The sequence below is a fragment of the Mucilaginibacter polytrichastri genome, assembly GCF_001911425.1.
Taxonomy (GTDB): domain Bacteria; phylum Bacteroidota; class Bacteroidia; order Sphingobacteriales; family Sphingobacteriaceae; genus Mucilaginibacter; species Mucilaginibacter polytrichastri.
Genome location: NZ_MPPL01000001.1, coordinates 5,624,070 through 5,648,376 on the forward strand (window position 1 = coordinate 5,624,070; position 24,307 = coordinate 5,648,376).

24 protein-coding genes are annotated in these 24,307 nt (G+C 42.7%); 18 read left to right on the plus strand and 6 right to left on the minus strand.

Annotation, left to right across the window (positions count from 1 at the left end):
- The first annotated feature begins 7 nt into the window (after positions 1 to 7).
- From RG47T_RS24435 to RG47T_RS24460, 6 genes are all read left to right on the plus strand, one after another.
- The gene (locus tag RG47T_RS24435; protein ID WP_074492698.1) at positions 8 to 478 is read left to right on the plus strand and encodes a YybH family protein; all 471 of its coding nucleotides are present in this window, start codon (positions 8 to 10) and stop codon (positions 476 to 478) included.
- Positions 479 to 550: 72 nt separating this feature from the next.
- Positions 551 to 1,285, plus strand: a complete 735-nt coding sequence (locus RG47T_RS24440) for a hypothetical protein (protein ID WP_074492700.1) — start codon at positions 551 to 553, stop codon at positions 1,283 to 1,285.
- Positions 1,286 to 1,495: 210 nt separating this feature from the next.
- Positions 1,496 to 4,801: a preprotein translocase subunit SecA gene (secA, locus tag RG47T_RS24445; protein WP_074492702.1), complete on the plus strand. Its 3,306-nt coding sequence runs from the start codon at positions 1,496 to 1,498 to the stop codon at positions 4,799 to 4,801.
- Positions 4,802 to 5,044: 243 nt separating this feature from the next.
- Complete coding sequence (locus RG47T_RS24450; RefSeq protein ID WP_074492704.1) at positions 5,045 to 5,497, plus strand: SPOR domain-containing protein; 453 nt, start codon at positions 5,045 to 5,047, stop codon at positions 5,495 to 5,497.
- Positions 5,497 to 6,681 carry a M20 metallopeptidase family protein gene (locus RG47T_RS24455; RefSeq protein ID WP_074492706.1) on the plus strand — a complete coding sequence of 395 codons (1,185 nt, stop codon included), beginning with the start codon at positions 5,497 to 5,499 and terminating at the stop codon, positions 6,679 to 6,681. The genes RG47T_RS24450 and RG47T_RS24455 overlap by 1 nt, the downstream gene beginning before the upstream one ends.
- Positions 6,682 to 6,690: 9 nt before the next feature.
- On the plus strand, positions 6,691 to 7,617 hold the full coding sequence (locus RG47T_RS24460) for a hypothetical protein (protein ID WP_074492708.1): 927 nt from the start codon (positions 6,691 to 6,693) through the stop codon (positions 7,615 to 7,617).
- Positions 7,618 to 7,862: 245 nt separating this feature from the next.
- Here the strand turns inward: RG47T_RS24460 and RG47T_RS24465 are convergent, their stop codons facing one another.
- The 3 genes from RG47T_RS24465 to RG47T_RS24475 form a co-directional block, all read right to left on the minus strand.
- Positions 7,863 to 8,240, minus strand: coding sequence for a VOC family protein (locus tag RG47T_RS24465; RefSeq protein ID WP_074492710.1), 378 nt, complete (start codon positions 8,238 to 8,240; stop codon positions 7,863 to 7,865).
- Positions 8,241 to 8,484: 244 nt separating this feature from the next.
- On the minus strand, positions 8,485 to 9,921 hold the full coding sequence (asnS, locus tag RG47T_RS24470; protein WP_074492713.1) for an asparagine--tRNA ligase: 1,437 nt from the start codon (positions 9,919 to 9,921) through the stop codon (positions 8,485 to 8,487).
- 78 nt (positions 9,922 to 9,999) lie between these two features.
- Entirely contained in the window at positions 10,000 to 10,497 is a 498-nt protein-coding gene (locus RG47T_RS24475; protein ID WP_074492715.1) for a DUF6252 domain-containing protein, read from the minus strand.
- 147 nt (positions 10,498 to 10,644) lie between these two features.
- Here RG47T_RS24475 and dnaG point away from each other — a divergent pair, with 147 nt between their 5' ends.
- From dnaG to RG47T_RS24500, 5 genes are all read left to right on the plus strand, one after another.
- On the plus strand, positions 10,645 to 12,615 hold the full coding sequence (dnaG, locus tag RG47T_RS24480) for a DNA primase (RefSeq protein ID WP_074492716.1): 1,971 nt from the start codon (positions 10,645 to 10,647) through the stop codon (positions 12,613 to 12,615).
- On the plus strand, positions 12,616 to 12,978 hold the full coding sequence (locus RG47T_RS24485; protein WP_074492719.1) for a YraN family protein: 363 nt from the start codon (positions 12,616 to 12,618) through the stop codon (positions 12,976 to 12,978).
- Positions 12,979 to 12,991: 13 nt separating this feature from the next.
- Positions 12,992 to 14,047 (plus strand): glutaminyl-peptide cyclotransferase, encoded by a 1,056-nt coding sequence (locus tag RG47T_RS24490; protein WP_074492721.1) that lies wholly within the window; start codon positions 12,992 to 12,994, stop codon positions 14,045 to 14,047.
- 379 nt (positions 14,048 to 14,426) lie between these two features.
- Complete coding sequence (locus RG47T_RS24495) at positions 14,427 to 14,936, plus strand: RNA polymerase sigma factor (RefSeq protein ID WP_074492723.1); 510 nt, start codon at positions 14,427 to 14,429, stop codon at positions 14,934 to 14,936.
- Positions 14,923 to 15,540, plus strand: coding sequence for a hypothetical protein (locus RG47T_RS24500; RefSeq protein WP_074492726.1), 618 nt, complete (start codon positions 14,923 to 14,925; stop codon positions 15,538 to 15,540). The genes RG47T_RS24495 and RG47T_RS24500 overlap by 14 nt, the downstream gene beginning before the upstream one ends.
- Before the next feature lie 227 nt (positions 15,541 to 15,767).
- Here the strand turns inward: RG47T_RS24500 and pgi are convergent, their stop codons facing one another.
- Complete coding sequence (pgi, locus tag RG47T_RS24505; protein ID WP_074492728.1) at positions 15,768 to 17,414, minus strand: glucose-6-phosphate isomerase; 1,647 nt, start codon at positions 17,412 to 17,414, stop codon at positions 15,768 to 15,770.
- A 222-nt stretch (positions 17,415 to 17,636) separates the two neighbouring features.
- Between pgi and RG47T_RS24510 the strand changes: the two genes are divergently transcribed.
- The 5 genes from RG47T_RS24510 (at position 17,637) to RG47T_RS27180 (ending at position 20,993) form a co-directional block, all read left to right on the plus strand.
- A complete protein-coding gene (locus RG47T_RS24510; RefSeq protein WP_074492730.1) occupies positions 17,637 to 18,071 on the plus strand; it encodes a hypothetical protein in 435 nt (144 codons plus the stop codon).
- An 89-nt stretch (positions 18,072 to 18,160) separates the two neighbouring features.
- Positions 18,161 to 19,256, plus strand: a protein-coding gene (gene prfB, locus RG47T_RS24515) for a peptide chain release factor 2 (RefSeq protein WP_139235661.1) whose coding sequence is annotated in 2 segments (ribosomal slippage) — positions 18,161 to 18,220 and positions 18,222 to 19,256 — 1,095 coding nt in all. Because the reading frame shifts where the segments join, the coding sequence is not laid out codon by codon here.
- A 26-nt stretch (positions 19,257 to 19,282) separates the two neighbouring features.
- A complete protein-coding gene (locus tag RG47T_RS24520) occupies positions 19,283 to 19,822 on the plus strand; it encodes a hypothetical protein (RefSeq protein ID WP_074492736.1) in 540 nt (179 codons plus the stop codon).
- Between the two features lie 3 nt (positions 19,823 to 19,825).
- A complete protein-coding gene (locus RG47T_RS24525; RefSeq protein WP_074492738.1) occupies positions 19,826 to 20,743 on the plus strand; it encodes an alpha/beta hydrolase in 918 nt (305 codons plus the stop codon).
- Between the two features lie 79 nt (positions 20,744 to 20,822).
- Positions 20,823 to 20,993: a hypothetical protein gene (locus tag RG47T_RS27180; protein WP_394365246.1), complete on the plus strand. Its 171-nt coding sequence runs from the start codon at positions 20,823 to 20,825 to the stop codon at positions 20,991 to 20,993.
- Here RG47T_RS27180 and RG47T_RS24530 read toward each other — a convergent pair.
- Positions 20,914 to 21,801 carry a transglutaminase-like domain-containing protein gene (locus RG47T_RS24530; protein ID WP_074492740.1) on the minus strand — a complete coding sequence of 296 codons (888 nt, stop codon included), beginning with the start codon at positions 21,799 to 21,801 and terminating at the stop codon, positions 20,914 to 20,916. The genes RG47T_RS27180 and RG47T_RS24530 overlap by 80 nt on opposite strands.
- Positions 21,802 to 21,842: 41 nt before the next feature.
- Between RG47T_RS24530 and RG47T_RS24535 the strand changes: the two genes are divergently transcribed.
- Together RG47T_RS24535 and RG47T_RS24540 are read left to right on the plus strand one after the other, a co-directional pair.
- Positions 21,843 to 22,628, plus strand: a complete 786-nt coding sequence (locus RG47T_RS24535; RefSeq protein ID WP_074492742.1) for an O-methyltransferase — start codon at positions 21,843 to 21,845, stop codon at positions 22,626 to 22,628.
- 31 nt (positions 22,629 to 22,659) lie between these two features.
- Positions 22,660 to 23,178, plus strand: coding sequence for a hypothetical protein (locus RG47T_RS24540; protein ID WP_074492745.1), 519 nt, complete (start codon positions 22,660 to 22,662; stop codon positions 23,176 to 23,178).
- Positions 23,179 to 23,210: 32 nt separating this feature from the next.
- Here RG47T_RS24540 and RG47T_RS24545 read toward each other — a convergent pair.
- Positions 23,211 to 24,307: BamA/TamA family outer membrane protein (locus tag RG47T_RS24545; RefSeq protein WP_216351102.1), on the minus strand; the 1,097-nt coding region annotated here is incomplete at its 5' end.

Here is a 24,307-nt window from a genome sequence, read left to right on the forward strand (position 1 = left end):
CCCAGTCATGAAAGTAATTAAGACATTAATCGTGCTGATATTATTAACCTCGGCATGCATCGCCCAAACAAATTTCAGTGGTACAGCAAAAGACCGGGCAGACTTGGCGAAAACCAGCGAAGCCATCCATAAAGCATTTTTTAATGGCGATGTTGATGCCGTAATGGCGTATCACCATCCGGATGTTGTCAAATCCTTTTCTTATAACAGTTATGTAGTGGGGGCCGATACTGTGAGGGCTGGTTTAGTAGCAGCATTTAAGGTAAATCATCTGAAATTTTTAGAAAACAAGGTCGAAAGCACAATTATTAACGGTAATACCGCAGTTGAAAGTTATCTGTTCACAATTAAAGGAACACCAAAAAATGGCGGTGAACCGTTTATATTTAAAGGGCGATCTATTGTGGTTTATGTGCGTTATAAAAAAAGTCCAACAGGCTGGGCTTCGATAAGGGAGGTAGTACAGCCGGCGCCATAGTTTTTAAATCCGTGAGAGGAAAATCAGATACACTTGCCAAAGTTTTTAATCATCGGTAAATTGCCGCACTGTATGAAAACGCTCTACTCCATTATAATCTTGTTTCTGGCTACAGCTACCTGCACCGCCCAAAACGTAAAGAGCGATCTGGAAAAGGAGAACTTGAAAGGCAATGTGTTATCAGTAACTACTACCCAACAAGATACCGGCACTACCAAAATCATTAATAAAGAAATTGCAACCTATAATAAAGACGGTAACTTAATATCAAAAATCCGTTACGACTCGTTATTTAAAGGTGACACCTCTAGTTATAGGATAGATTATGAGTATAGAAGTCATAAGCTTGTAAGGTCGGTTCTGAATTATTCGAATAGAAAATTGGAGATCACATCTACTTATACTTACCATACTCTGGGAAATGAAGTGGAAGAACGCAATTATGCGTTTGATACCGATTCCCTTCTCGGCAGCCTTATATCTAAATATGACGAAGCCGGGAATTTAACTAAGCGCATTACTTATGATGGACATAACCACGAGGCTGGGCAAACCTATTATAAATATAGCCAGGGCAATTTAATTAGGGAGGATAGACGATCTGTTGATTCTACGGCGTACAGTATTACCATGGCTTATGATGCAATGGATAATAAAATGAGCGAAACCACTAACGATGCAGCGGGCAGTAAGCGAAGCATTATCTATCACTACTTTAATTACGATAAACTATTTAATTGGCTATCGATGGATCAATCTGATAAAAAGGATTGGATTACGGTACGGAAGATAATCTACTATGAGTAGTCGGGTTGTCTGTTGTCAGTTATCTGTTGTCAGTCGTTAATAAAGAGGCTTTTCATCATAAAATCAAGGAGTTTTGAGAAGAAGGGTGGTACTGAAAACCGATAACAGACAACAGACAACAGAATTTTTCCTAACTTTACCTGCCATAATGACTTTTACATTCGTATGGCGTAATTGTTGAAGTGGTAGAGATTATATTATAAATAAAGCATGTTAGGATTTATCAGTAAGCTCTTCGGTAATAAATCGGAAAGAGACTTAAAAAGCATACAACCTTTAGTTGAAAAGATAAAAGCGGAATTCGCGAAGCTCGAAAACATTAGTAATGATGAGCTGCGTGCCATGACGCTTGACTTTAAAGAAAGGATTGCACAGGGGCTTGCAGACATTGATAATGACATTCAGTCAGCAAAAGAGCAGGCAGAAAGTCCTGAACTTGGCGTAGAAGAAAAAGTTGACCTTTACACCCAGATAGATAAGTTAGAGAAGGACCGTAACAAAGCGCTTGAAGAAGTGCTGATGACCATCCTGCCCGAAGCTTTTGCCGTGGTTAAAGAAACTGCCCGCCGTTTTAAAGAAAACAAGACGATTGAGGTTACTGCCTGGGATAGCGACCGTGAACTGGCTGCAACCAAGGCAAACGTTATAATTAAAGGGGATAAAGCCATACACCATAACACCTGGAAAGCCGCAGGCAACGACACCACCTGGGATATGGTACACTATGATGTACAATTAATTGGTGGTATTGTATTGCACCAGGGTAAAATTGCGGAGATGACCACGGGTGAGGGTAAAACCTTAGTGGCTACCTTGCCTGCTTACCTTAACGCACTTGCCGGCCAGGGTGTACACATTGTAACCGTGAATGATTACCTGGCACGCCGTGACTCGGAGTGGATGGGCCCTTTATATGAGTTTCATGGTTTAACTGTTGATTGTATCGACAAGCATGAGCCAAACTCTGAAGAACGCCGTAAAGCCTACATGTCTGACATTTGCTTTGGTACCAACAACGAATTTGGGTTTGATTACCTGCGCGATAACATGACCCGTACACCAGAAGAGTTAGTGCAGCGCAAACTGCATTTTGCCATGGTGGATGAGGTGGATTCGGTATTGGTGGATGATGCCCGTACGCCATTGATTATCTCTGGCCCGATCCCTCGCGGTGATGAGCATGAATTTTACCAGTTAAAACCACGCATTCAGCGTTTGGTTGATGCGCAAAAAGCATACATCAACGGTATTTTACAAGAAGCTAAAAAGCAGATCAACGACGGTAAATCTGGTACAGACGAAGGCGGTTTAGCCTTATTACGCGCACACCGTGGTTTACCTAAAAGCAAAGCTTTAATTAAGTTTTTGAGCGAAGGCGGTAACAGAACTATCCTGCAAAAAACAGATAACTATTACATGCAAGATCAGGGCAAAGAAATGCCTATGGTTGATGCAGATTTGTTTTTTGTGATCGACGAAAAAAATAATTCGGTTGAATTAACTGAAAAAGGTATCGAGCTGATTACTGCCTCGGGCGAAGATCAACACTTCTTTGTAATGCCTGATGTTGGCGGTGAAGTTGCGGAGATCGAAAAATCGACCTTAAGCGCCGAAGAAAAAGTTGCCCGTAAGGATGAACTGATGCGCGATTTCTCTATTAAATCTGAGCGGATTCACTCGGTTAATCAATTGTTGAAGGCTTATACCTTATTTGAAAAGGATACTGAGTACATTCTTGACGAAGGCAAGGTTAAAATTGTAGATGAGCAAACCGGCCGTGTATTGGATGGCCGCCGTTACTCTGATGGTTTACACCAGGCTATCGAGGCTAAAGAAAATGTTAAGGTTGAAGATGCAACCCAAACTTTTGCTACAGTAACGCTGCAAAATTACTTCCGTATGTACCACAAACTTTGCGGTATGACGGGTACTGCCGTTACCGAAGCTGGTGAGTTATGGGAAATTTATAAACTGGATGTGGTAGAAATACCAGCTAACAGAGGTATACAACGTGATGATCGCCAGGATTTGGTGTATCGTACCATGCGCGAAAAATACAATGCCGTTGCCGATGAGATTGTTAAACTAACCCAGGCCGGAAGACCGGTACTGGTAGGTACAACATCTGTAGAGATTTCGGAACTGGTAAGCCGTATGCTTAAACTGCGCGGTATTAAACATAACGTACTGAATGCCAAGTTGCACCAGAAAGAGGCCGACATTGTGGCCGAAGCCGGTAAATCTGGAACAGTGACTATTGCTACCAACATGGCTGGTCGTGGTACGGATATTAAACTGGGCGAAGGTGTTAAGGAAGCCGGTGGTTTAGCCATTGTAGGTACCGAGCGCCATGAGTCTCGTCGTGTCGATCGCCAGTTACGTGGTCGTGCAGGTCGTCAGGGCGATCCGGGTTCTTCACAGTTCTTCGTATCATTAGAGGATAACCTGATGCGTTTATTCGGATCAGAGCGTATCTCTAACCTGATGGTGCGTATGGGTATTGAAGAGGGCGAAGTAATTCAGCACTCGATGATCACCAAATCAATTGAGCGTGCGCAGAAAAAAGTAGAAGAAAACAACTTCGGTATCCGTAAGCGTTTGTTAGAGTATGATGATGTGATGAACTCACAGCGTACTGTAATATATGCTAAACGTAAAAATGCCTTGTTTGGCGAACGTTTAGACGTTGATTTAAGCAATACTATTTTTGATGTTATCGAAGATGTGGTTAGCGAATACAAAGAATCAAGCAACTATGCAGGTTTACAGCTGGAAATTATCCGCCTGTTCTCTTTCGATGTAGAGATGAGCCAGGACGAGTTTGCAGGCTCTAACGTTGCAAAACTGACCGACAAGATTTTTGCCGAGGTAACTGATTTTTATCACCGCAAGCAGCACGCAGTTGCCGAGCAGGCTTATCCGGTACTGAAAGATGTATTTGATGCCCGTGGCGAATATGTAGAAAACATTGTGGTACCGTTTACAGATGGTATTCACGGCATCCAGGTGGCAGTGCCGCTTAAAAAGGCGATTGAAAATCATGGTTTGGAAGTGTTTAAATCTTTCGAGAAAAACGTAACCTTATCGCTGATTGATGATGCCTGGAAAGAGCACCTGCGCGAAATGGACGAGTTAAAGCAATCGGTACAAAATGCTGTTTACGAGCAAAAAGACCCGTTATTGGTTTACAAGTTCGAAGCGTTTGAGTTGTTCCGTTCGATGCTGGCCAATGTGAACAAAGAAGTAGTTAGCTTCCTGTTCAGAGGTGGTATCCCGCAACAACAAGAGCCCGACGAAATTCAGGAAGCACGCCCTCAGCCTAAAACAGATATGCGCCAGATGCGTACTTCTAAACCAGAGCTGATGCAGGATGGTAGCGGTATTGAACTGGCCGACATGCCGGATGCGCCAAAAGCAACCCCAATACGTGTTGACCCAAAGATTGGCCGTAACGATCCCTGCCCTTGCGGTAGTGGTAAAAAATATAAAAATTGCCACGGCATAGGCGAAAATTAATAGGACTTGCCTATATAAATATTTTGTCATTCTGAGTGCTAACGAAGAATCTTCTCAGTAGATAAGCATCTTTAAGAAGATTCTTCACTGCGTTCAGAATGACAAATTATGTTTTAGATTAATAAATTTGTCATTGCGAGAAGGTACGACGAAGTAATCTCGTAGCTATGCAGGTCGAATAGCATACAATGAGATTGCCACGCTATCGCGCGCAATGACATACTTTTTAGATAAGCATACTCAATGAAAAACACAGCATCCCACTACAAAACACTTTTGTATATCACTGGGTGCTGTTTTTTTATGCTTTGTACCCAGGCGTCCCATGCCCAAACTCGCGGCAAGGTAGAAGTAATTAAAGACCCGCGTGTTGATACCCTGATTGCCCGTAAGCTTTACGGCAATGTGGGTAGTGCTCAAAGTGGTTTTTCCTCATCGGGTTACCGGGTGCAGGTTTACACCGGCTCAAACCGCGCCGCTGCTTACAAGGCACAAGCTAAATTTCAACAAAACTATCCCGATATTAGCGCTTACATTACTTACCGCGAACCCGACTTTAAGGTGCGTGTAGGGGATTTCAGGACCCGGATAGAGGCTACTCGCATGATGGAGCAGCTAAAACCCTGGTTTCCACTGATGTTTATTATTACAGAAAAAATTAATCCACCCAAACTGGATTCAGATACACAGAACTAATGATTAAAGAACGTATACAGCTCATAGCTGAAGAAATTTTTAATGATGTGGTTGGCAATCGCCGCCATCTGCATGCCAACCCCGAACTGTCTTTTCACGAAGTAGCAACATCGGCATTTGTGGCAGCTAAGTTAGATGAGCTGGGAATCCCTTATGTGCGCATGGCAGATAACGGTTTGGTTGGGCTAATTGTGGGTAACAAACCATCGAACCAAGTAGTTGCGCTACGTGCCGATATGGATGCATTGCCAATTACAGAGATTAATGATGTGCCTTACAAATCGCAAAACGTGGGTGTAATGCATGCCTGCGGTCACGATGCGCATACATCATCATTATTGGGCACGGCTACTATCCTGTCGAGAATTAAGAATGATTTTGGAGGAACGGTAAAACTGATCTTTCAACCGGCAGAAGAAAAACTGCCGGGTGGAGCAAACCTCATGATCCAGCAGGGTGTACTTGAAAACCCTAAGCCGCAAGCGGTAATAGGCCAGCACGTAATGCCTTTTATTGATGCCGGTAAGGTTGGTTTCAGGGCCGGTAAATACATGGCCTCTACAGATGAAATTTATGTTAAAGTAATTGGCAAAGGTGGCCACGGTGCCCAGCCTCAACAAAATATAGATCCGGTAATTATCACAGCGCATATGTTAACTGCGTTGCAGCAGGTGATCAGCCGTTTTGCCGACCCTAAAAACCCATCGGTACTCTCATTCGGTAAAGTAATTGCCAATGGCGCTACCAATGTGATCCCTAATGAGGTTTACCTGGAAGGTACTTTCCGTACAATGGATGAAACCTGGCGAGCGGAGGCACATATACGTATGAAGAAACTGGCCGAGGGTTTATGCGAGAGTATGGGCGCTAAATGCGAGTTTAATATTATGAAGGGTTATCCATACCTGATTAACGAAGAAAAACTGACCGCCAATGTGAAGGGCTTTGCGGTTGATTACTTAGGTAAAGAAAACGTGCTTGATCTGGATATCTGGATGGCAGGCGAAGATTTCGCTTACTTTTCGCATGCTGCGGATAGCTGTTTCTACCGTTTAGGTACCCGTAACGAGAGTCGCGGTATTACATCCTCAGTACACACACCAACGTTTGATATTGAAGAAACTGCATTGTTAGGCGGCACTGGTTTAATGGCCTACATTGCCCTTAAACAATTAGGTAACTAAATCTGCCGCATGAAGAAATTACTTTTAAGCATAGCCTTTGTGCTGATGGGTCTTTGTGCCCTGCACGCCCAGCAGATCAACAGGTTTAACCCTGATACGATTAAGTCTGTGGTGATTGACTCGAACTTTGTCAACATCAAATCGCACAAGCTCAACGCGCAGGATTTTATTGATGCCGTACTGGCCGATACCAGCTTTTATAAAGCCTTCCATAATATGAAAGGCTACGATTTTATTGCCGAAAACCGTATTTATACCTTCGACAAAAAGAATAAAGTGGACGGCAAAATTTACCGTAAGCTGCACCACGGCGATGTAAACGGTAAGCATACCATCGAAACCCTGGCCAAACGCGACAGTGGCAATGTTTATAAAAAGAACGGCAAATATGAGCTGTACACGGTAGAAATGTTCGACTATATTTTCCAGAATGCTTATAATTCTGATTTTACCTCGGGCGAGGGCTTGCCCGGTGGTGGTAAAAACGAGTCGTATAAGGACAAGCTTAAAACGCTGATCTTCCGCCCCGGTACCAAGGTTACGGGCATTCCGTTTTTGAGTAGTAAAACAGAGATTTTCTCGAAGGAAATGAAGGAATTTTACCTCTATCAGTTTGCCCGCGGTACCTACATGGATTCGATCCCCGTGTACCGCTTTAAAGTGATCCGCAAACCCAGTACCAGCGACGGCGATGTGATGATTAACGAAATGACAACGATCTTCGACACCCGCAGCTTCCAGATCCTGGGCCGTTATATCGATATGAAATTCAGCAACATGTTCTTCGACTTTAATGTGCAGATGAACATTGAGCTTAACAATTATAAAGGTACACTACTCCCTGCCAAAATAAGCTACCAGGGCAACTGGAATGTTCCTTTCCACAAAGAGGAGCGGGCTGCTTTTTTGATTCTGCACAAGGAGTATAAAAAATAGAGCCAGGAATCGAGACAAATCGTAATAGGCACAAGGTATTGTGCCTATTACTACAATAAAATATATGTGCAGGTTATACACCGTAGAAACACAATACTTTGTGTCTCTTTTTGTTTAAAAGGAACTGCCTTTTGTCATCCAGAGCGCTACCGAAGGATCTTTTTCACTTGTCAAGCCGCTATATATATAGCAGAAGATTCTTCACTGCGTTCAGAATGACAAATTGGGTAACCGCCACTCGCTCGCTACTTCTTACTCTCCGCCAGCGACAACAAATTACCATCCGGATCTTTAAACCAGGCTACTTTGGTACCATCAGGTGCAAGCCAGATGCCCAGGTCATCCTGCTCAAAGAAGCCGAATATTTCGAAATAGATTCCTTTGGCTGTTAGTTGGCCAATCATATCTTCAATATCATCCACGCCCCAGCCTAAAACGGTAAACGGTTGTGGTATCAAGGCCTGTACGGTGGTTACGCGCAGCAAAGTGCCATTGGCATTAAACTCCAAAGCGAATGGGCTTTCTGATACTTGCGGTAAGCCAAGTGTTTCGCCATAAAATTCTTTAGCCCGGGTTGGGTTTAGGGTGGGGATGAATGCGTGGAGTGTTTGGTTAGTAAGCATGGGGTTGGAGGTTTATAAGGCAAATTAAAGAAAAATTGTGACGGTAGCATAAATCCCTCCTTGGGGAGGGGTGCGGCTGGATAGTGCATTGGCAGGGAGGGGTACCTGCATAAAGCATACTGTAGAAACCCCTCCCTAACCCTCCCAAGGGAGGGAATAATAGCGCACAAAAAAGGACTTCCGAACGGAAATCCTTTCAATATTCTTTAAGCCCTTTCCCCCGGAGAGGGTTTGAGTGAGGCTATTAAAACTCTGCGTTTTTCGGGAACCTTGGGAAAGGGATCACGTCGCGGATATTGCCCATGCCTGTAACAAACAATACCAAACGCTCAAAGCCTAAACCGAAACCTGCATGCGGGCAAGCACCGAAACGGCGGGTATCCAGGTACCACCAAAGCTCATCTTTAGGGATACCGATCTCATCCATGCGTTGCTCCAGTTTATCCAAACGCTCTTCACGCTGCGAGCCACCGATAATTTCACCAATGCCCGGGAACAGGATATCCATAGCGGCAACGGTTTTTCCGTCGTCGTTTTGGCGCATGTAGAAAGATTTGATCTCTTTAGGGTAATCTGTAAGAATAACCGGTTTTTTGAAGTGTTTCTCAACCAGGTAACGCTCATGCTCAGATTGTAAGTCGGTTCCCCAGCCTTCTACCGGGTATTGGAACTTTTTCTTTTTGTTCGGGGTCGATTCTTTCAGGATCTCAATAGCCTCGGTGTAAGTAAGGCGTTGAAAATCGTTATCCAGGCAAAACTGCAGTTTATCTAACAAACTCATTTCCGCACGTTCGTTCTGTGGTTTTTGCTTGTCTTCTTCTTCCAAACGCTGGGTTAAAAATTCCAGGTCTTCTTTGTTATTTTCAATGGCATGGTTAATTACATATTTCAGTAATGCCTCGGCCATGTCCATGTTATCGGTCAGGTCATAAAAAGCCATCTCCGGCTCAATCATCCAAAACTCGGCTAAGTGTCGGGTGGTGTTAGAATTTTCGGCACGGAAAGTTGGCCCGAAGGTATAAATATCGCTCAACGCCATGGCGCCAAGCTCCCCTTCTAACTGGCCGGATACGGTTAAGTTGGTAGATTTTCCGAAGAAATCTTGTTTAAAGTCAATCTCGCCTTCTTCGGTACGTGGCAGGTTGTTCAGATCGAGGTTAGTAACCCGGAATGCTTCACCGGCGCCTTCAGCGTCCGATTGTGTAATAACCGGTGTGTGGAGGTAAATAAACCCACGCTCCTGAAAAAACTTATGTACCGCAAAAGATAGACTGTTACGCACTCTAAAGATTGCACCGAACGTATTGGTACGGAAACGCAGGTGGGCAATTTCACGCAGAAACTCCAGGCTGTGTTTTTTGGGTTGCAGCGGGTATTTCTCAGGGTCGCTATCGCCCAGTACTTCAATACTGGTTGCTTTGATATCAAATTTTTGGCCTTTACCCAATGATTCTACCAGGGTACCGGTAATACTAAGCGCAGCACCAGTGGTAATGCGTTTAAGCAGGACTTCGTCGGTATTTTGAAAATCAACTACAATCTGGATATTATTATTGGTAGAGCCATCATTTAAAGCAATAAACTGGTTATTACGGAAAGTACGTACCCAACCCTTAACTGTAACCTCAATGTTTGTTTGTGTGCTTTCCAGCAGTGCTTTAATTTTAATGCGCTTACTCATATCCAATAAAAATGTGAATGGCAAAAATACAATTTATTAAATACGGAGCAATCAATACCTTACTAAACAGTACACTAATTAATTAATAGGAACGGAAGGCGATTGTACGTATGTTATGAGTTCGCCATTAGTAAATACTACTTCAGTTGGGAAGCCGCTGTTACCGTAAGTTTTTTTGAGCGTGAGGCTAAAGGAACCCCTCATCAGGTTTTTAGCCTCATCGTAGCTGTTGATGACGAGTTTGTTCGATGCATCACTGCTTAGATTATACGTTGCCACAATAGCATCCTGGCCTACGGTATTCCAATAATAAGCATTGATCTCGGTTGATTGGTAGGTACTAACTCCTTTGCTTTTGAATTTAATACCCAGTGTTTCTTCGCCTACATGGGCAATAATTAAAATAGAATCCTTTATAGAGGGATTAACATAGCCGGTGTATGGGTTGGCGGAAACCCACACTGCGTTGTTTTTCTTTGCAGAGATGCTGTATTCAATTTTGGTAGTTGAATTATCCTTTTTGCAGGCGCTTAACAGTGATACCAGGACTAATGATAATAATGTAATTTTTTTCATGAATATATAATTTAGGCATATATTATACAATACGCTAAGTGTTAAACGTTTGCTACAGTAAGCAAATTTTTATTAATTTACACACAGGGTATCAGGCGGCAATTGCATATTTTTGTTGTCCTGTTTTCAGGCTGGATATTAAGAAGTATGATTACCAAACTCACCGTTGATAAAATAATGGAAGCTACCGACATTGTGGAGGTAGTTGGCGAGTTTGTGACCCTGAAAAAGCGTGGTGCCAACTATGTTGGCTTATCTCCCTTTGTGAACGAGAAAACGCCTTCTTTTACGGTATCTCCTGCCAAGGGCATCTTTAAAGATTTCTCCTCGGGTAAGGGTGGTTCGGCCATTACGTTTATCATGGAGCTGGAGAAATTCACTTACCCGGAAGCGTTAAAATGGCTGGCCAAAAAGTACGGAATTGACGTAGAGGAAACCGTAGAAAGTACCGAAAACAAGGAAGCCGACAGCCGCCGCGAAAGTTTAATGATCGTGTCGGGGTTTGCGGCTAAGTTTTTCCAGGAAAGCATGTGGGATACCGATGAAGGTAAAAGCATCGGCCTCAGTTATTTTAAAGAGCGCGGTTTTACGCCAGAAGTGATGCGCAAGTTCGAGCTCGGATACTCGCCCGATCAATGGGAGGCTTTTACCGGCGCAGCCCTAAGCGCAGGCTATCAGCAGGAATTTTTAGAAGAAAGCGGCTTATCCGTAAAGCGCGATAATGGTTCGTTATATGATCGTTACCGCGGCCGGGTAATGTTTCCGATACATAGTTTTACAGGCCGTGTTATTGCCTTTGGCGGCCGTACTTTAAAGAGCGATAAAAACGTACCCAAATACGTAAACTCGCCCGAGTCGGAGATCTACCACAAGAGCAACGTGCTTTATGGCTTGTTCTTCGCCAAAAAATCAATCCGCGATCTGGACAATTGCTACCTGGTAGAGGGTTATGCCGATGTGCTTTCGGTACACCAGGCGGGTATCGAAAATGTGGTGGCCTCATCGGGTACTTCGTTAACCGTAGAGCAGATCAGACTAATTGGCCGCCTTACCCAAAACATCACCATTTTATATGATGGCGATGCCGCCGGCATTAAGGCTTCGCTTCGCGGACTGGATTTGATCCTGGAGGAAGGCCTCAACGTAAAGGTGGTATCATTCCCCGATGGGCACGACCCCGATTCGTATGTGCGCAAGGTGGGCAGCACTGCCTTTAAGCAGCACATCGACCAAAATAAAAAGGACTTTATTCTCTATAAAACCAGCATCCTGCTTAAAGATGCCGGTACCGATCCGCTGCGCCGTGCAGAGGTAATTCGTGAAGTGGTTGAAAGCATTGCCAAAATTCCGGATCATATCAAGGCCTCAGTCTTTATTAAAGAGTGTAGCTACCAGATGCAGATCGAGGAGCGTGTGCTGCTTTCTGAGCTGAACAAGATGCGGCTTGCTAAGGCTAAGAAGAATAATCAGCAGTCGGAGCGGCAGCAACAGCAACAACATGGCGAAGGGCCGCCGGCAGATTTTGATTACTATTCGATAGAAGCCGCCGAGGCGGGGACGTTAATAGAGCAGCCGGTTAAAGACTCGGACAATGGTGTAAACCAGGAGCGCGAAATTGTACGCCTGCTATTGCTTTATGGCAACCGGATGATTGACTGGGATGGCATCACTAATACCTATATAGGCCCGTTTATGATTGCCGAACTGAGCGACGTTACCTTTGAGAACCCGGTATGCAAACAGTTTACAGACATTTACCGCAGCCAGGTAGAGAATGGCGAACTGCCAGATGATAAATTTTTTATCCATTATGATGATAAGGAAATTGTAAACCTGGTGGTTGATATGCTGGCTACCAAGTATACCCTGAGCGAAAACTGGTACGAGATGCACAAGATTTTGATCACTGATGAGATTGACCACCTGCGAGCCGCTATTTTGGGTGCCATCTTCCACCTTAAAAAACAAAAGGTGGGTAAGCTACTCGAAGGCTTGCGTAAAGAGCTTCAAACTACCGAGAGTGCGATAGATCAGGACATACTGATGACCCGGTACATTCAGCTTAAAAAAGTAGAGAAGCATATATCAGATTACCTGGGCTCTGTTATCATTAAATAAATGGCCAAACACCTCGACTTGGGCCGTAAGGGTGAACTCATCGCCAAAACACATTTGCTTAATTTGGGTTATGAAATTTTGGACGAGAACTGGACCTATGGAAAAGCCGAAGTAGATATCATTGCCTGGAAAAACAGCGTTATTATATTTACCGAAGTAAAGGCCCGTACCGGCACCGGTTTTGGCCAGCCAGAAGATTTTGTAGATAATCGTAAACAAAAATTATTGGCTGATGCCGCAGATGAATATATTTACCTGATGAATCACCAGGGCGAAGTTCGGTTTGATATTATATCGATACTTTTTAAGGGTGAAAATTATACATTAAAACATATAGAAGATGCATTCTGGCCCACGGCCTGATCAATTAAAATCCATGAAGTTTTATAAAATTTTGTTTGTTGCCGCAGCTGTTTCCATTGTATTTGGCTGTAAAAATAAAACGGTTGAAAGCGGCTTTAATGTAACCGTTAGCCCGGAGGCCGGCACTAGCTACAAAGCCGGTACAGATGTGCCCATTAAGGTAAGTTACAATGCCGATGTAAAGCCCGATTCTGTAGTTTACCTGTTAGATGCTACACGGCTGGCAGTGAAAAAAGATTCGTCGATAGTTACGCTAAAAACAGATACGCTTAAAATGGGGATCAAAACCATTACTGTAAAAGTTTACCAGGGCGGGAAGGACGATGATGCCGCTACTAACATCGTAGTGCTAGCACCAAAAGAACCGGAAGCTTTGACTTTTAAGGTTGAAAAAGTGTTTCCGCATGACACCAGTAGCTATACCGAAGGTTTGATTTACCACAACGGATATTTTTATGAAAGCGACGGCGGCCGTGTAGCCGAGCGTGAAGGACAATCGAGCTTGCGCAAAACAGATATAAACGGTAAAGTACTACAAAAAGTGGATGTAGACCCTAAAGTATTTGCCGAAGGGATAGCTATTGTAGATAATAAAGTTATGCAACTTACCTATACAGAGAAAATAGGTTATGAGTATGACCTCAACTCATTTAAGCTGCTGAGAACTTTTCAAAACAATGTAGGAGTTGAAGGCTGGGGCGTAACCTATGACGGGAAAAAGATTTACATGGATGATAGTACTAACCGTCTCTTTTTCTTAGATCCGCACACCTATAGGCAGATAGGTTATGTTGATGTGTATGATGATAAAGGCCCGGTTAACCAGATCAATGAGCTTGAATATATTGATGGTAAAATATATGCTAACGTTTATACAACAGATACCATTGTTGTTATTGACCCCAAAACGGGAGCCGTTACACAACGCATAAACTTAAAAAACCTTTATCCCAATAACCCAAGCACCGAAGTATTGAATGGTATAGCCTGGGATGCACAAGGCAAACGCTTGTTTGTTACTGGTAAGAAATGGGATAAATTGTTCCAGGTGAAGTTTGTGAAAGAATAATCTACCTTGTCATTCGGAACGTAGCGAAGAATCTTTTACGCCGTGGATAATGGACTATGCAATCTAAGAAGATTCTTCGCTATCGCTCTGAATGACAAAATGGTAAACAAAAGCGGCTGCATGAAAATGCAGCCGCTTTTGTTTTGGAGCTAATTCCCTCCTCGGGGAGGGGTGCGGGTGCCTTGAGCGTTGGCAGGGAGGGGTGAATTTTTGCTAAGTCAATCGGAGAAACCCCTACCTGCCACTACACTAATCCCTTCGCGCCCCTCCCAAAGGAGGGAATTTGAACCTCAGCTAATCATTCCGCAACTATTTCATAAATTACTTTGTAACATAATTCAATTATCTATACTAACTCTGTGTAATAACCATTAAGAAATTGGAAAGCAAAGAAACCCGGTTTATGCAATTGATTGAAGAGCACAAAGGAATGCTCTTTAAAATATGCCGCATTTACCAGGACGACGAAGCCGATCGCGATGACCTGATGCAGGAAATGGTATTGCAGTTATGGCTGGCATTCGATTCATTTCAAGGCAAAAGTAAATTTAGTTCGTGGATGTACCGGGTTGCTTTAAACACGGCGATAGTGTTTTTTAAAAAGCAAAAGCGCCGGCCAGATAGCGAACAGTTGCCCGAAAGGCTGGACCACCTTGAGGCCCAGGAATTTGATACCGAAAAGGAGGAACAGCTGGCCTTATTTTACAAAGCCCTAAAGCAATTGGGTAAGGTTGAAAGGGCATTGATTTTTTTATACATGGAAGATCAGTCGTACGAGGATATTGCCCTTAACCTGGGTATTACGGTTATTAATGTAAGGGTGAGGCTAAACCGTACCAAAAACAAATTAAAGGATATCATAAAAAGTATGAATTATGAATATAGATGATTTAAAAGATGCCTGGAAAAATGATGATTCCGGTTTTACTCATAAGTCTTTAAGCGCGGCCATACAGGGCCAAACAACATCGGCTGTAACTAAAATCCGCAGAAAAATGCGCAACGAATTTATAGCCACAATTGTATCTTATTTTATCTTGTTAGGCACTTTATTACGTAAGCAAGATCCGTTTTTGTTCAATATCACCTGTATCCTTTTCTTTACCATGGTGGTATTAAACGGATATTACTTTTTTAAATTTTATCTTTTTTACCGCTCTATGGGGCAGTACAATTTAAGCTTAAAGTCGAGCATCAGCAAAGTAGCTTACGAGCTGGAGCTTAATATGGAGATCTATAAAACCTATAACTTTTGTGTAACTCCTCTGGCTATTATGGTGGGTATCGGTATTTTATGCGGAAAAAATGCTTCGGTTTTTATCCAGCAAGGTTTGGGTTCGGGCGTTAATGCTACGCATCATTTAATAGTTATGCTTTGCTTTTTGCTGATAAGTTTTATAGTTGCCTTTATACTAATTGAGTGGCACGTAAAACTGATGTATGGCAGGTACCTTAAAGAGCTTAAACTAATTATCAGTGATCTGGATGAGTAAGTTTAATATAGAATCGGAAATCGAGAGCCAAGAATCAAGACAGGGACACCCATGGCATAAGAAAAAACCTTGTTGCGAGAAACGGAAACAATCCCCGACCTGCAGAAAGGCCCTGCAAATCCGTGATTCCTCCGTACTGCGTGGTTATGTGTGTCATAGGCTTATCCCAATGACGCGTTATGAAAGTTTATCTTGATCCTTGTCTCTCGATTTTTGCTTCTAATATATTACTTCCATTCTTTCCACTGATTGATCAAGCCGTTGGTTGATGAATCATGCGAAGTTATTTTATCGTCGTTTTTCAATTCAGGTAAAATCTGGCCGGCCAGTTGTTTGCCCAGTTCAACACCCCATTGGTCAAAGCTGTAAATGTTCCAGATAATGCCCTGGGTAAATATTTTGTGCTCGTATGCTGCAATTAATGAACCCAAGCTTTCCGGGGTAATTTCTTTAATTAAGAATGAATTGGTTGGGCGGTTACCTTCAAATACTTTAAACGGCGCAATTTTGGCAATATCTTCTTCTGTTTTACCGGCAGCTTTCAGTTCGGCAACCACTTCTTCTAAGGTTTTACCATTCATTAAGGCCTGGGTTTGCGCAAAAAAGTTAGATAGCAGCATTTTATGATGCTCACCCAGCGGGTTGTGCGAAATTGCTGGCGCGATAAAATCGGCAGGGATCATTTTGGTACCCTGGTGTATCAGTTGGTAAAACGCATGCTGGCCGTTGGTACCTGGCTCGCCCCAAATAATCGGACCGGTTGAGTACTCAATCGCGTTACCATTACGGTCGACAGATTTACCGTTACTTTCCATATCCCCCTGTTGAAAATAGGCTGCAAAGCGGCTCATGTATTGGTCGTAAGGCAAAATAACATTGGTTTCGGCCTCAAAGAAGTTGTTATACCAAACACCGATCAAGCCCATAATAACCGGAATATTTTGCTCAAAAGGCGTGGTGCGGAAGTGCTCATCCATTTTGTGGGCGCCGGTTAATAATTGCTTAAAGTTATCGAAGCCAATATTTAACGAGATAGATAAACCGATGGCGCTCCATAAAGAGTAACGGCCGCCAACCCAATCCCAAAACTCAAACATGTTGGCTGTATCAATACCAAATGCTGATACGCCTTTGGCATTGGTTGACAAAGCTGCGAAGTGTTTAGCCACATCCGCATCTTTAGCACCCGATGCAATGAACCAGTCGCGGGCGCTGTGTGCATTTGCCATAGTTTCTTGGGTGGTAAATGTTTTAGAGGCAACTAAAAACAAGGTAGTTTCGGGGTCCAGGTGTTTTAAGGTTTCAACAATATGCGTACCATCAACATTAGATACAAAGTGAGCGTTTAAGCGGGTTTTGTATGCCTTCAATGCTTCGGTAACCATCACGGGGCCTAAGTCAGAGCCACCAATGCCTATGTTTACTACATCGGTAATTTCTTTGCCGGTATAACCTTTCCATTCGCCGCTGATCACAGCCTCGCTAAAAGCTTTCATATGGTCTAGCACGGCATTAACTTCAGGCATTACATCTTTACCGTCTGCATACACGGGCGTGTTGCTTACGTTGCGCAGGGCAGTATGCAGTACCGAGCGGTCTTCGGTAACATTGATTTTTTCGCCTGCAAACATGGCTTCAATTGCCTCTTTTAGGCTACACTCGTTTGCTAATTGAATCAGTAAGGCGATGGTTTTTTCGTCTATACGGTTCTTCGAGTAGTCGAACAAAATATCATTAAACCTGATCGAGAAGTTCTCAAATCTTTGATTATCAGATTTAAATAGATCTTTTAAATGCGTAGCAGTGATATCAATGTAATGATCTGCTAGGTATTTGTAAGCGTTGGTTTCGGTGAAATTGACGTTTGGCAGCATATTTGAATTGTTTTTATCAAAAATAGAAGTAAATGTTTAAAACAGCATTTAAATAAAAATAGTGTTTAAACAAAGAAACGCTGAATAGCTTAAGTTGTGCTGCCCTAAATTCATTTCAATGCAATTATTTCAACAAGGCTAATTTTAGCCCTGTTATTACCGATAAAAAGGCACGACATTTACTTTTGATTACGCTTTTGTAACCGTTAAAAACTTAATATTATGTTCGAAAAATTATTCTTACTTGTAAAAAGTAACGCCGGCACAGCCGTTATCAACAACCCGGTTATTCCAGCCGGCAAAAGCGAAGCAGTAATTAACGAAGCTTCAAGTTCTATTATAGAGGTATTGAAAAGCCAGTTAGAAAGCGGCAAAATCAAAGACCTTATTAAAATGTTCCAGTTTCCGGATATTAAGAACAATGAGATGGTTACCAGTATTATTAACCGGTTTGCCAACAAGCTCAACAAGTTTTACAACATCGATTCAAAAGCTGCCTTTGCTACAGCAACTAGTTTAATTATGCCGGTAATGCAGCAAATGGTACAACAGTCAAACGATGATAAAAACGGGGAGTTTGCGGTGCAAAACTTTTTATCCAAATTAAGCGGCGGTGCCGATCTGAGCCTATTAGTTAACAACTATATGGCTGCATAAGCCACGCTAAAACATAATATTAAATAGGCTTGCCAATTTCGGCGGGCCTTTTTTGTTAATGCTGATAATACATTTATATATTTGCTATTATGACTAAAGAACAGATTCAAGATCTGAGGGATAGAACAGCTTCCCTGAGGAGGCATCTTTGACATCGATAAAAAGCTGACCGAGCTCAACGCTGAGCAGGAAATAACCATAGGTCCGCATTTTTGGGACCATCCTAAAGAAGCTGAAAAAGTACTGGCTTCCATTAAACTGAAAAAGATATGGACAGATGCTTTTCAAAAGGTAGTATCTGTTGTTGAAGATACCGGCGTATTATTTGAATTTTACCAGAGTGGTGATGCCACCGAGGTGGAATTAAACGAACAGTTTGCAATTGCTACAAAAGCGATTGAAGAGCTGGAGTTTAAAAATATGCTCTCATCTGAAGAAGACCAGCTAAACGCCGTATTGCAGATTACAGCCGGTGCCGGTGGTACCGAAAGCTGTGACTGGGCCGCCATGCTGATGCGGATGTATATTATGTGGGGCGAGAAAAACGGCTATAAAGTAACCGAGCAAGATTCGCAGGCGGGTGATGTGGCTGGTATAAAAACCGTTACGCTGCAGCTGGAAGGCGAGTTTGCTTACGGCTATCTGAAAGGCGAAAACGGCGTGCACCGTTTAGTGCGTGTGTCTCCGTTTGATGCCAATGCTAAGCGCCATACCTCGTTTGCATCGGTATATGTGTACCCATTGGTTGATGATACCATTGAGATTGACATTAACCCGGCCGAAATTGAGTTTGAGACTTTCCGCTCTGGTGGTGCAGGTGGGCAAAATGTAAATAAGGTAGAAACTGCCGTGCGTTTATACCATAAGCCATCGGGTATTATTATTAAGAACCAGGAGTCGCGCTCACAATTGCAGAACAAGGAAAACGCGATCCGATTGTTAAAGTCGCAGTTGTACGAAATTGAAATGCGCAAGCGCCAGGAAACCAGCAATGCCATTGAAGGTAATAAGAAAAAAATTGAGTGGGGTTCGCAAATTCGTAACTACGTGTTGCACCCATACAAACTGGTAAAAGATTTGCGTACCGACTACGAAACCTCCAACGCAGCAGCAGTGCTGGATGGAGATTTAGATGAATTCCTGAAAGCTTATCTGATGGAGTTTGGTGGAGGTAGAGGGAAATAAATAAATTAGGGCTATAAAAATAGTTTATGGACTTTGTAGTTATAGCCCTAATTATCATAATCATTGTAATTGTTATCCCTGTATTATTAGGTTATTTATTTTACAGGTGGTTAGCAAAAAAGGGATATAAAAAAGTAGCTGTAATAATTCTATGCGGTGTATTTGGCTTTTTTGCATATAACATATACTTCGCAGTTTATCCCGGAGAATCATTTTATGAAGATGAGTTCAAAAATGAAGCATTTAGGGATCTGCCCAAAACAACTCATTTCCTGAAGAAGGAAGCTTCTTATCCCGATTTTCATGGTAAATATGGAACTGCTTTCTTAATCGAGGTCTCAAAAGATGATTTTAACAGATTAGAAAGCCAGCTTTTAGATGATAAGCGATTTAAAAGAGAAGCATTACACGGTTCGGCCGAAATAACTGATGTAATGCGCGACTATAATGAAAAGAATATTGTTACAGGTTTAGCCAGAGATGATGATAACGATAGAAGACATTATTGTTTTATAGGCTTTTTTAAAGATAAAAGGACCATAATAGTACACACAGATTTTTATTAACATATGAAAAAAAGAATTTTTACTATCGTTATTATGATACTTTCTTCTTTAAAAATTGTAGCTCAGCAAGCAGATCCGATTGCCTTATACCCTAATGGTGTGCCCAATAGCAAGCCTGCGCCGGGTGTATACCGCGAAAAGCTGAATGTTGCTGAAGGATGGGTGACCCTGGTAACAGACCCGCAGCTGATACCGTTTTTCCCGGTTAAAGGTAAAGCCAACGGCACGGCCATAGTGATATGCCCCGGCGGCGGCTACGCCGGTTTAGCAATTGATAAAGAAGGTTTTAAAGTTGCCGAAAAACTAAATGAGATTGGCGTAACCGTTTTTGTGCTTAAAAACCGGTTACCAAGCGATTATATTATGGTAGATAAAACCATTGGCCCATTGCAGGATGCACAGCGTGCTATTCAACTGGTAAGGCAAAATGCTGTTAAGTGGGATATTGATGCAGGTAAAGTCGGTATTATGGGTTTCTCTGCGGGTGGCCACCTGGCCGCTACCGAGGGTACACATTATGCTAAAGCTGTTATCGCTAATCCGGAAAATATTAGTCTTCGCCCGGATTTTATGATGCTGATGTACCCCGTAATTACCATGGGGTCGCTTACCCATCAGGGATCGAAAGATAATCTGCTGAGCAAAAATCCATCGCAAGAACAAATTGACTTGTACTCTAACGAAAAGCAGGTAACCAAAGATACCCCGCCAACCTTTATCATCCACGCGCAAGATGATGACGTGGTGCCAATCCAAAACACACTGATGTTTTATGATGCGCTTACTAAGGCAGGCGTAAAAGCAGAGATGCATGTTTACCAATCTGGCGGCCACGGCTTTGGGTTGCATAACCCACGCTCGCACGAAGATTGGTTTATTAGTTTGGCAGGCTGGCTGCAGGCTAATGGATGGGCGCAGTAAGGGAATCAGGAATCGAGAGTCAAGAGAGCGCTAAGCCTTACAAATTTGTCATCCTGAGCGATAGCGAAGGATCTTCTTCATGAGGCAAGGCCGTTATGTATATCGAAGAAGATTCTTCACATACGTTCAGAATGACAAGATATGGACAGAGATTGAAGTAGTTTATTCATTCATTCAGTCCTTCTATCATTCACACCATAATCCAACACAATCTCCAGCAACTCCGTCAATTCATTCACCTTATCGGTAGATCCTAGGGCCTCATAAGCACTTATTAAATTTCGTAGGATACGGCGAATAATATCAGCATTGGTGCAAGGTTCATAGAATTGTTTATCGGGTTTTACACCCAACTGTTTCAAAAACATATCTACATCGCGGCGACCAAAAACGAAACCTTTGTTGAAGGCGTTGATGTAAAACAGAATGCCGCTTTCGAATTCACTTTCTTTGCTTTCGTCCATGTAGGCCAGGATAAAGTGCTGCGGCAGGTTTACACCATACACAGGGATATCCAGCTTTTGGGCAACAATGGCATAAATAATAGCCAGCGAGATCTGGTTCCCTTTGTGCGATTCGAGTACCTGGCTTAGGTAACTATTCTGCGGGTCCTGATGACTAGTAGTATTGCCGCCGAAACCATGAATGTTGTAAAACACATGGTTCATCAGCTTAATTTGCTCAACCGGGCTAGCCTCGTTATGCATTTGCATCCAGATATCACGCTTAATAGCCTCGATCTGATTGATGATCTTTTGCTCGTCGAGGTCTGGATACTGGTATTTATTAACAATCAGTGTGCCTTGCAGCAGATCGAAGCTGCCGCTTTGATACCACAATTTCAAATCGTTTTTTACATTACTGAACTGGATCTCGTGTACCAGGTCGGCAATACGCTCCTGAAAAATAGGGTCAAATGCCCCTTCCCAGGCCGATTCGAGATAGGTTATTGCATCGTTACCATATTCAAACAATTTATCATGAACATGGTTGAAGATTTCGTTATCCGGATCGTCCAGTAATTTAATAAGTGAGTTTATTTCTGAAGGCTTAATCATTGATGACATAAAATATTAATCCTTTATATAATTTTACCACCATGTTTAGATGGCAATTCGCGAAAGATTACCTGCTGCACCGCATCAGCGCTAAAAACAGGCATGGCTTACATTCGCCCTTTGTTTACCGGCTGGTTGATGAAGTAATTTACGACTTTCAGCCCAAAAAAGTATATGCTGAGGTCGAAAATTTCAGAAAAAAACTTTTGGCTGACGATAGAACCATAACCGTGACCGATTTGGGCGCAGGTTCGCACGTTAACAATAACAAACAAAAGCAGGTAAGCCAGATTGCCAAAAACGCATTGAAGCCACCCAAATTGGCCCAGTTGCTTTATCGCCTGGCTGCCGATGCCAAACCCGATACCATGATAGAGTTGGGTACCTGTTTAGGTATTACCTCGCTGTATTTACAATATGCTGCCCCAAATGCGAAGATATTTACGCTGGAAGGCTGCCCCGAAACGGCAAACATTGCCCAACAAGGTTTTAACAGTGCAGGTGCAAAAGATATCACCCTCATTACCGGCAACTTTAATGATACCTTGCCCGGCTTAATTGCTAAGTTACCTAAGCTGGATTTTGTATTCATAGACGGTAACCACCAAAAGCAAGCCACGCTCGATTACTTCAACTGGGCGCTACCCAAAGTACACGAAGGCACAATGCTAATTTTCGACGATATTTACTGGAGCGAAGGCATGAAAGAAGCTTGGGCCGAAATTAAAGCCCATCCGGAGGTAACCATCACGGTTGATTTGTTTTGGATAGGGTTGGTGTTTTTTAGAAAAGGAAAACCGAAGGAAGATTTTAAGATTAAGTTTTAATTTGTTGATTTGTCGATTAGATAATTTGCTTATGAAAGCAATCAGAATAGCACTTTTATTTACTGTCATGCATTTAAATGCCTATGCTGAAAATGCGTTGCCTAAATGGTTTTTACAAACATTTAATGCTTTAAAATTAGAGCAGCAATATAAGATTATACAACCTTGCAAACCTGCATTTTTGGAAGCCGATTTTAATGGAGATCACCAGAATGATGTAGTTGTTCAGATAATTGATTTAAAGACCAAAAAGAGAGGGCTTCTAATTATTAACGGAGGACAAAATAATTATTTTGTTTTCGGAGGCGGGAAAGAATTTACTGGAGAGGGTTTTTCTGATACAAACTGGCTTGATGGCTGGAGGGTATTTAAAAACAAACAAGCATACGAACCAATTTTGGGTGCCGATGGAGGTATGTCAGGAAGTAAAAAGATAATTCTTAAACACCCAGCCATAAGTATATTTAGCATTGAAGAAAATGATGAAATTTCTGGTGAATTAATTTATTGGAAAGGCAATAAGTATATTTCTATCCATCAAGGAGAGTAATAGTCATTGACAAATTACTCATTAACAATTTCCTAAAACGATTCCCCAAGCCCTAAATATAATCCGCTTTGTCTTTGTTCTCCAGCCGGTTTTTCGCCAAAACCGTAATCCATGCGGACAGATAAGCCTTTTTCTACATCGAAGAAGTAGCGTAAGCCGCCGCCATAGTTAGGTTTTAGTTTATTGAAACTGAAAGCCTGGTTAAACACTGTACCTGTACCTACAAAGCCAACTACACCAATACGGTCGCTTAGTCGATAACGGAGTTCAGTTTGTCCGGCTACGAGGTTGCGGTCGCGGTAACGGCCGTTATAGTAGCCGCGCATCATTTCGTCGCTGCCCAGGGCGGGCATCAAATAAAATGGCGATTGTGCACCGGTAAGGTTTTGGTCCTGTATATCCAACCCTAACACAAAGCGTTTATTGAGTTTAAAGAACTGCGCATACTCAATGTTAAAGAAGCCGCCCTGATAACTGTTGTTGCCAAAAAGGCCTTTCATTAAATTGAAATAGCTGGTAATTACCATCCCTTTGGTGGTATAGGTATTATTGTTCCGGGTATCGTAGATAAGGCTGGGGCCTATAAAGGCAGTTGCTCCGCCATTGCGAAACTCTACCCGAGGGTCGGTGTCAAATATGCCGCCGGGATCTTTATCGTTAAAGCTGTAGTTAAAGCCTCCCGCAACAACACCTAAATATATACCGCTCCCCAAATTCTTGTCGGCCTCAAAGTTTACTTTGAAACGCTTTTGGCCCATGTGGTCCTGGTTGGCTTTTAAGGTATTATCTCCAATACCATAAAAATCTGATGGGAAATTAATGAAGCTTACCGCAGCAATGTAATGCCAGGCATTTTGCGGTGCCCAATAGCTGGTGCTCAGGCTGGTACGTTCCTGCCCTTTGGTGGTAATGGTGGCATAACCGAAGATGTTAGATACCCGGGTGTTTTTATGCGCGGTATCGGTGTAAAAAGAATATAAGGCCGAACCACCTACCTCAACACCGGTTTCCGGGGCCGATCCTAATACTGGTAGCAGAAAAAAACTGCTGCGGCGGGTGCTGTCTTTATCAAAAAGCATGCGGCGTACAAAACCGGGCAATAGTTTCTTTTGGGCAATAGCAGGGGTAA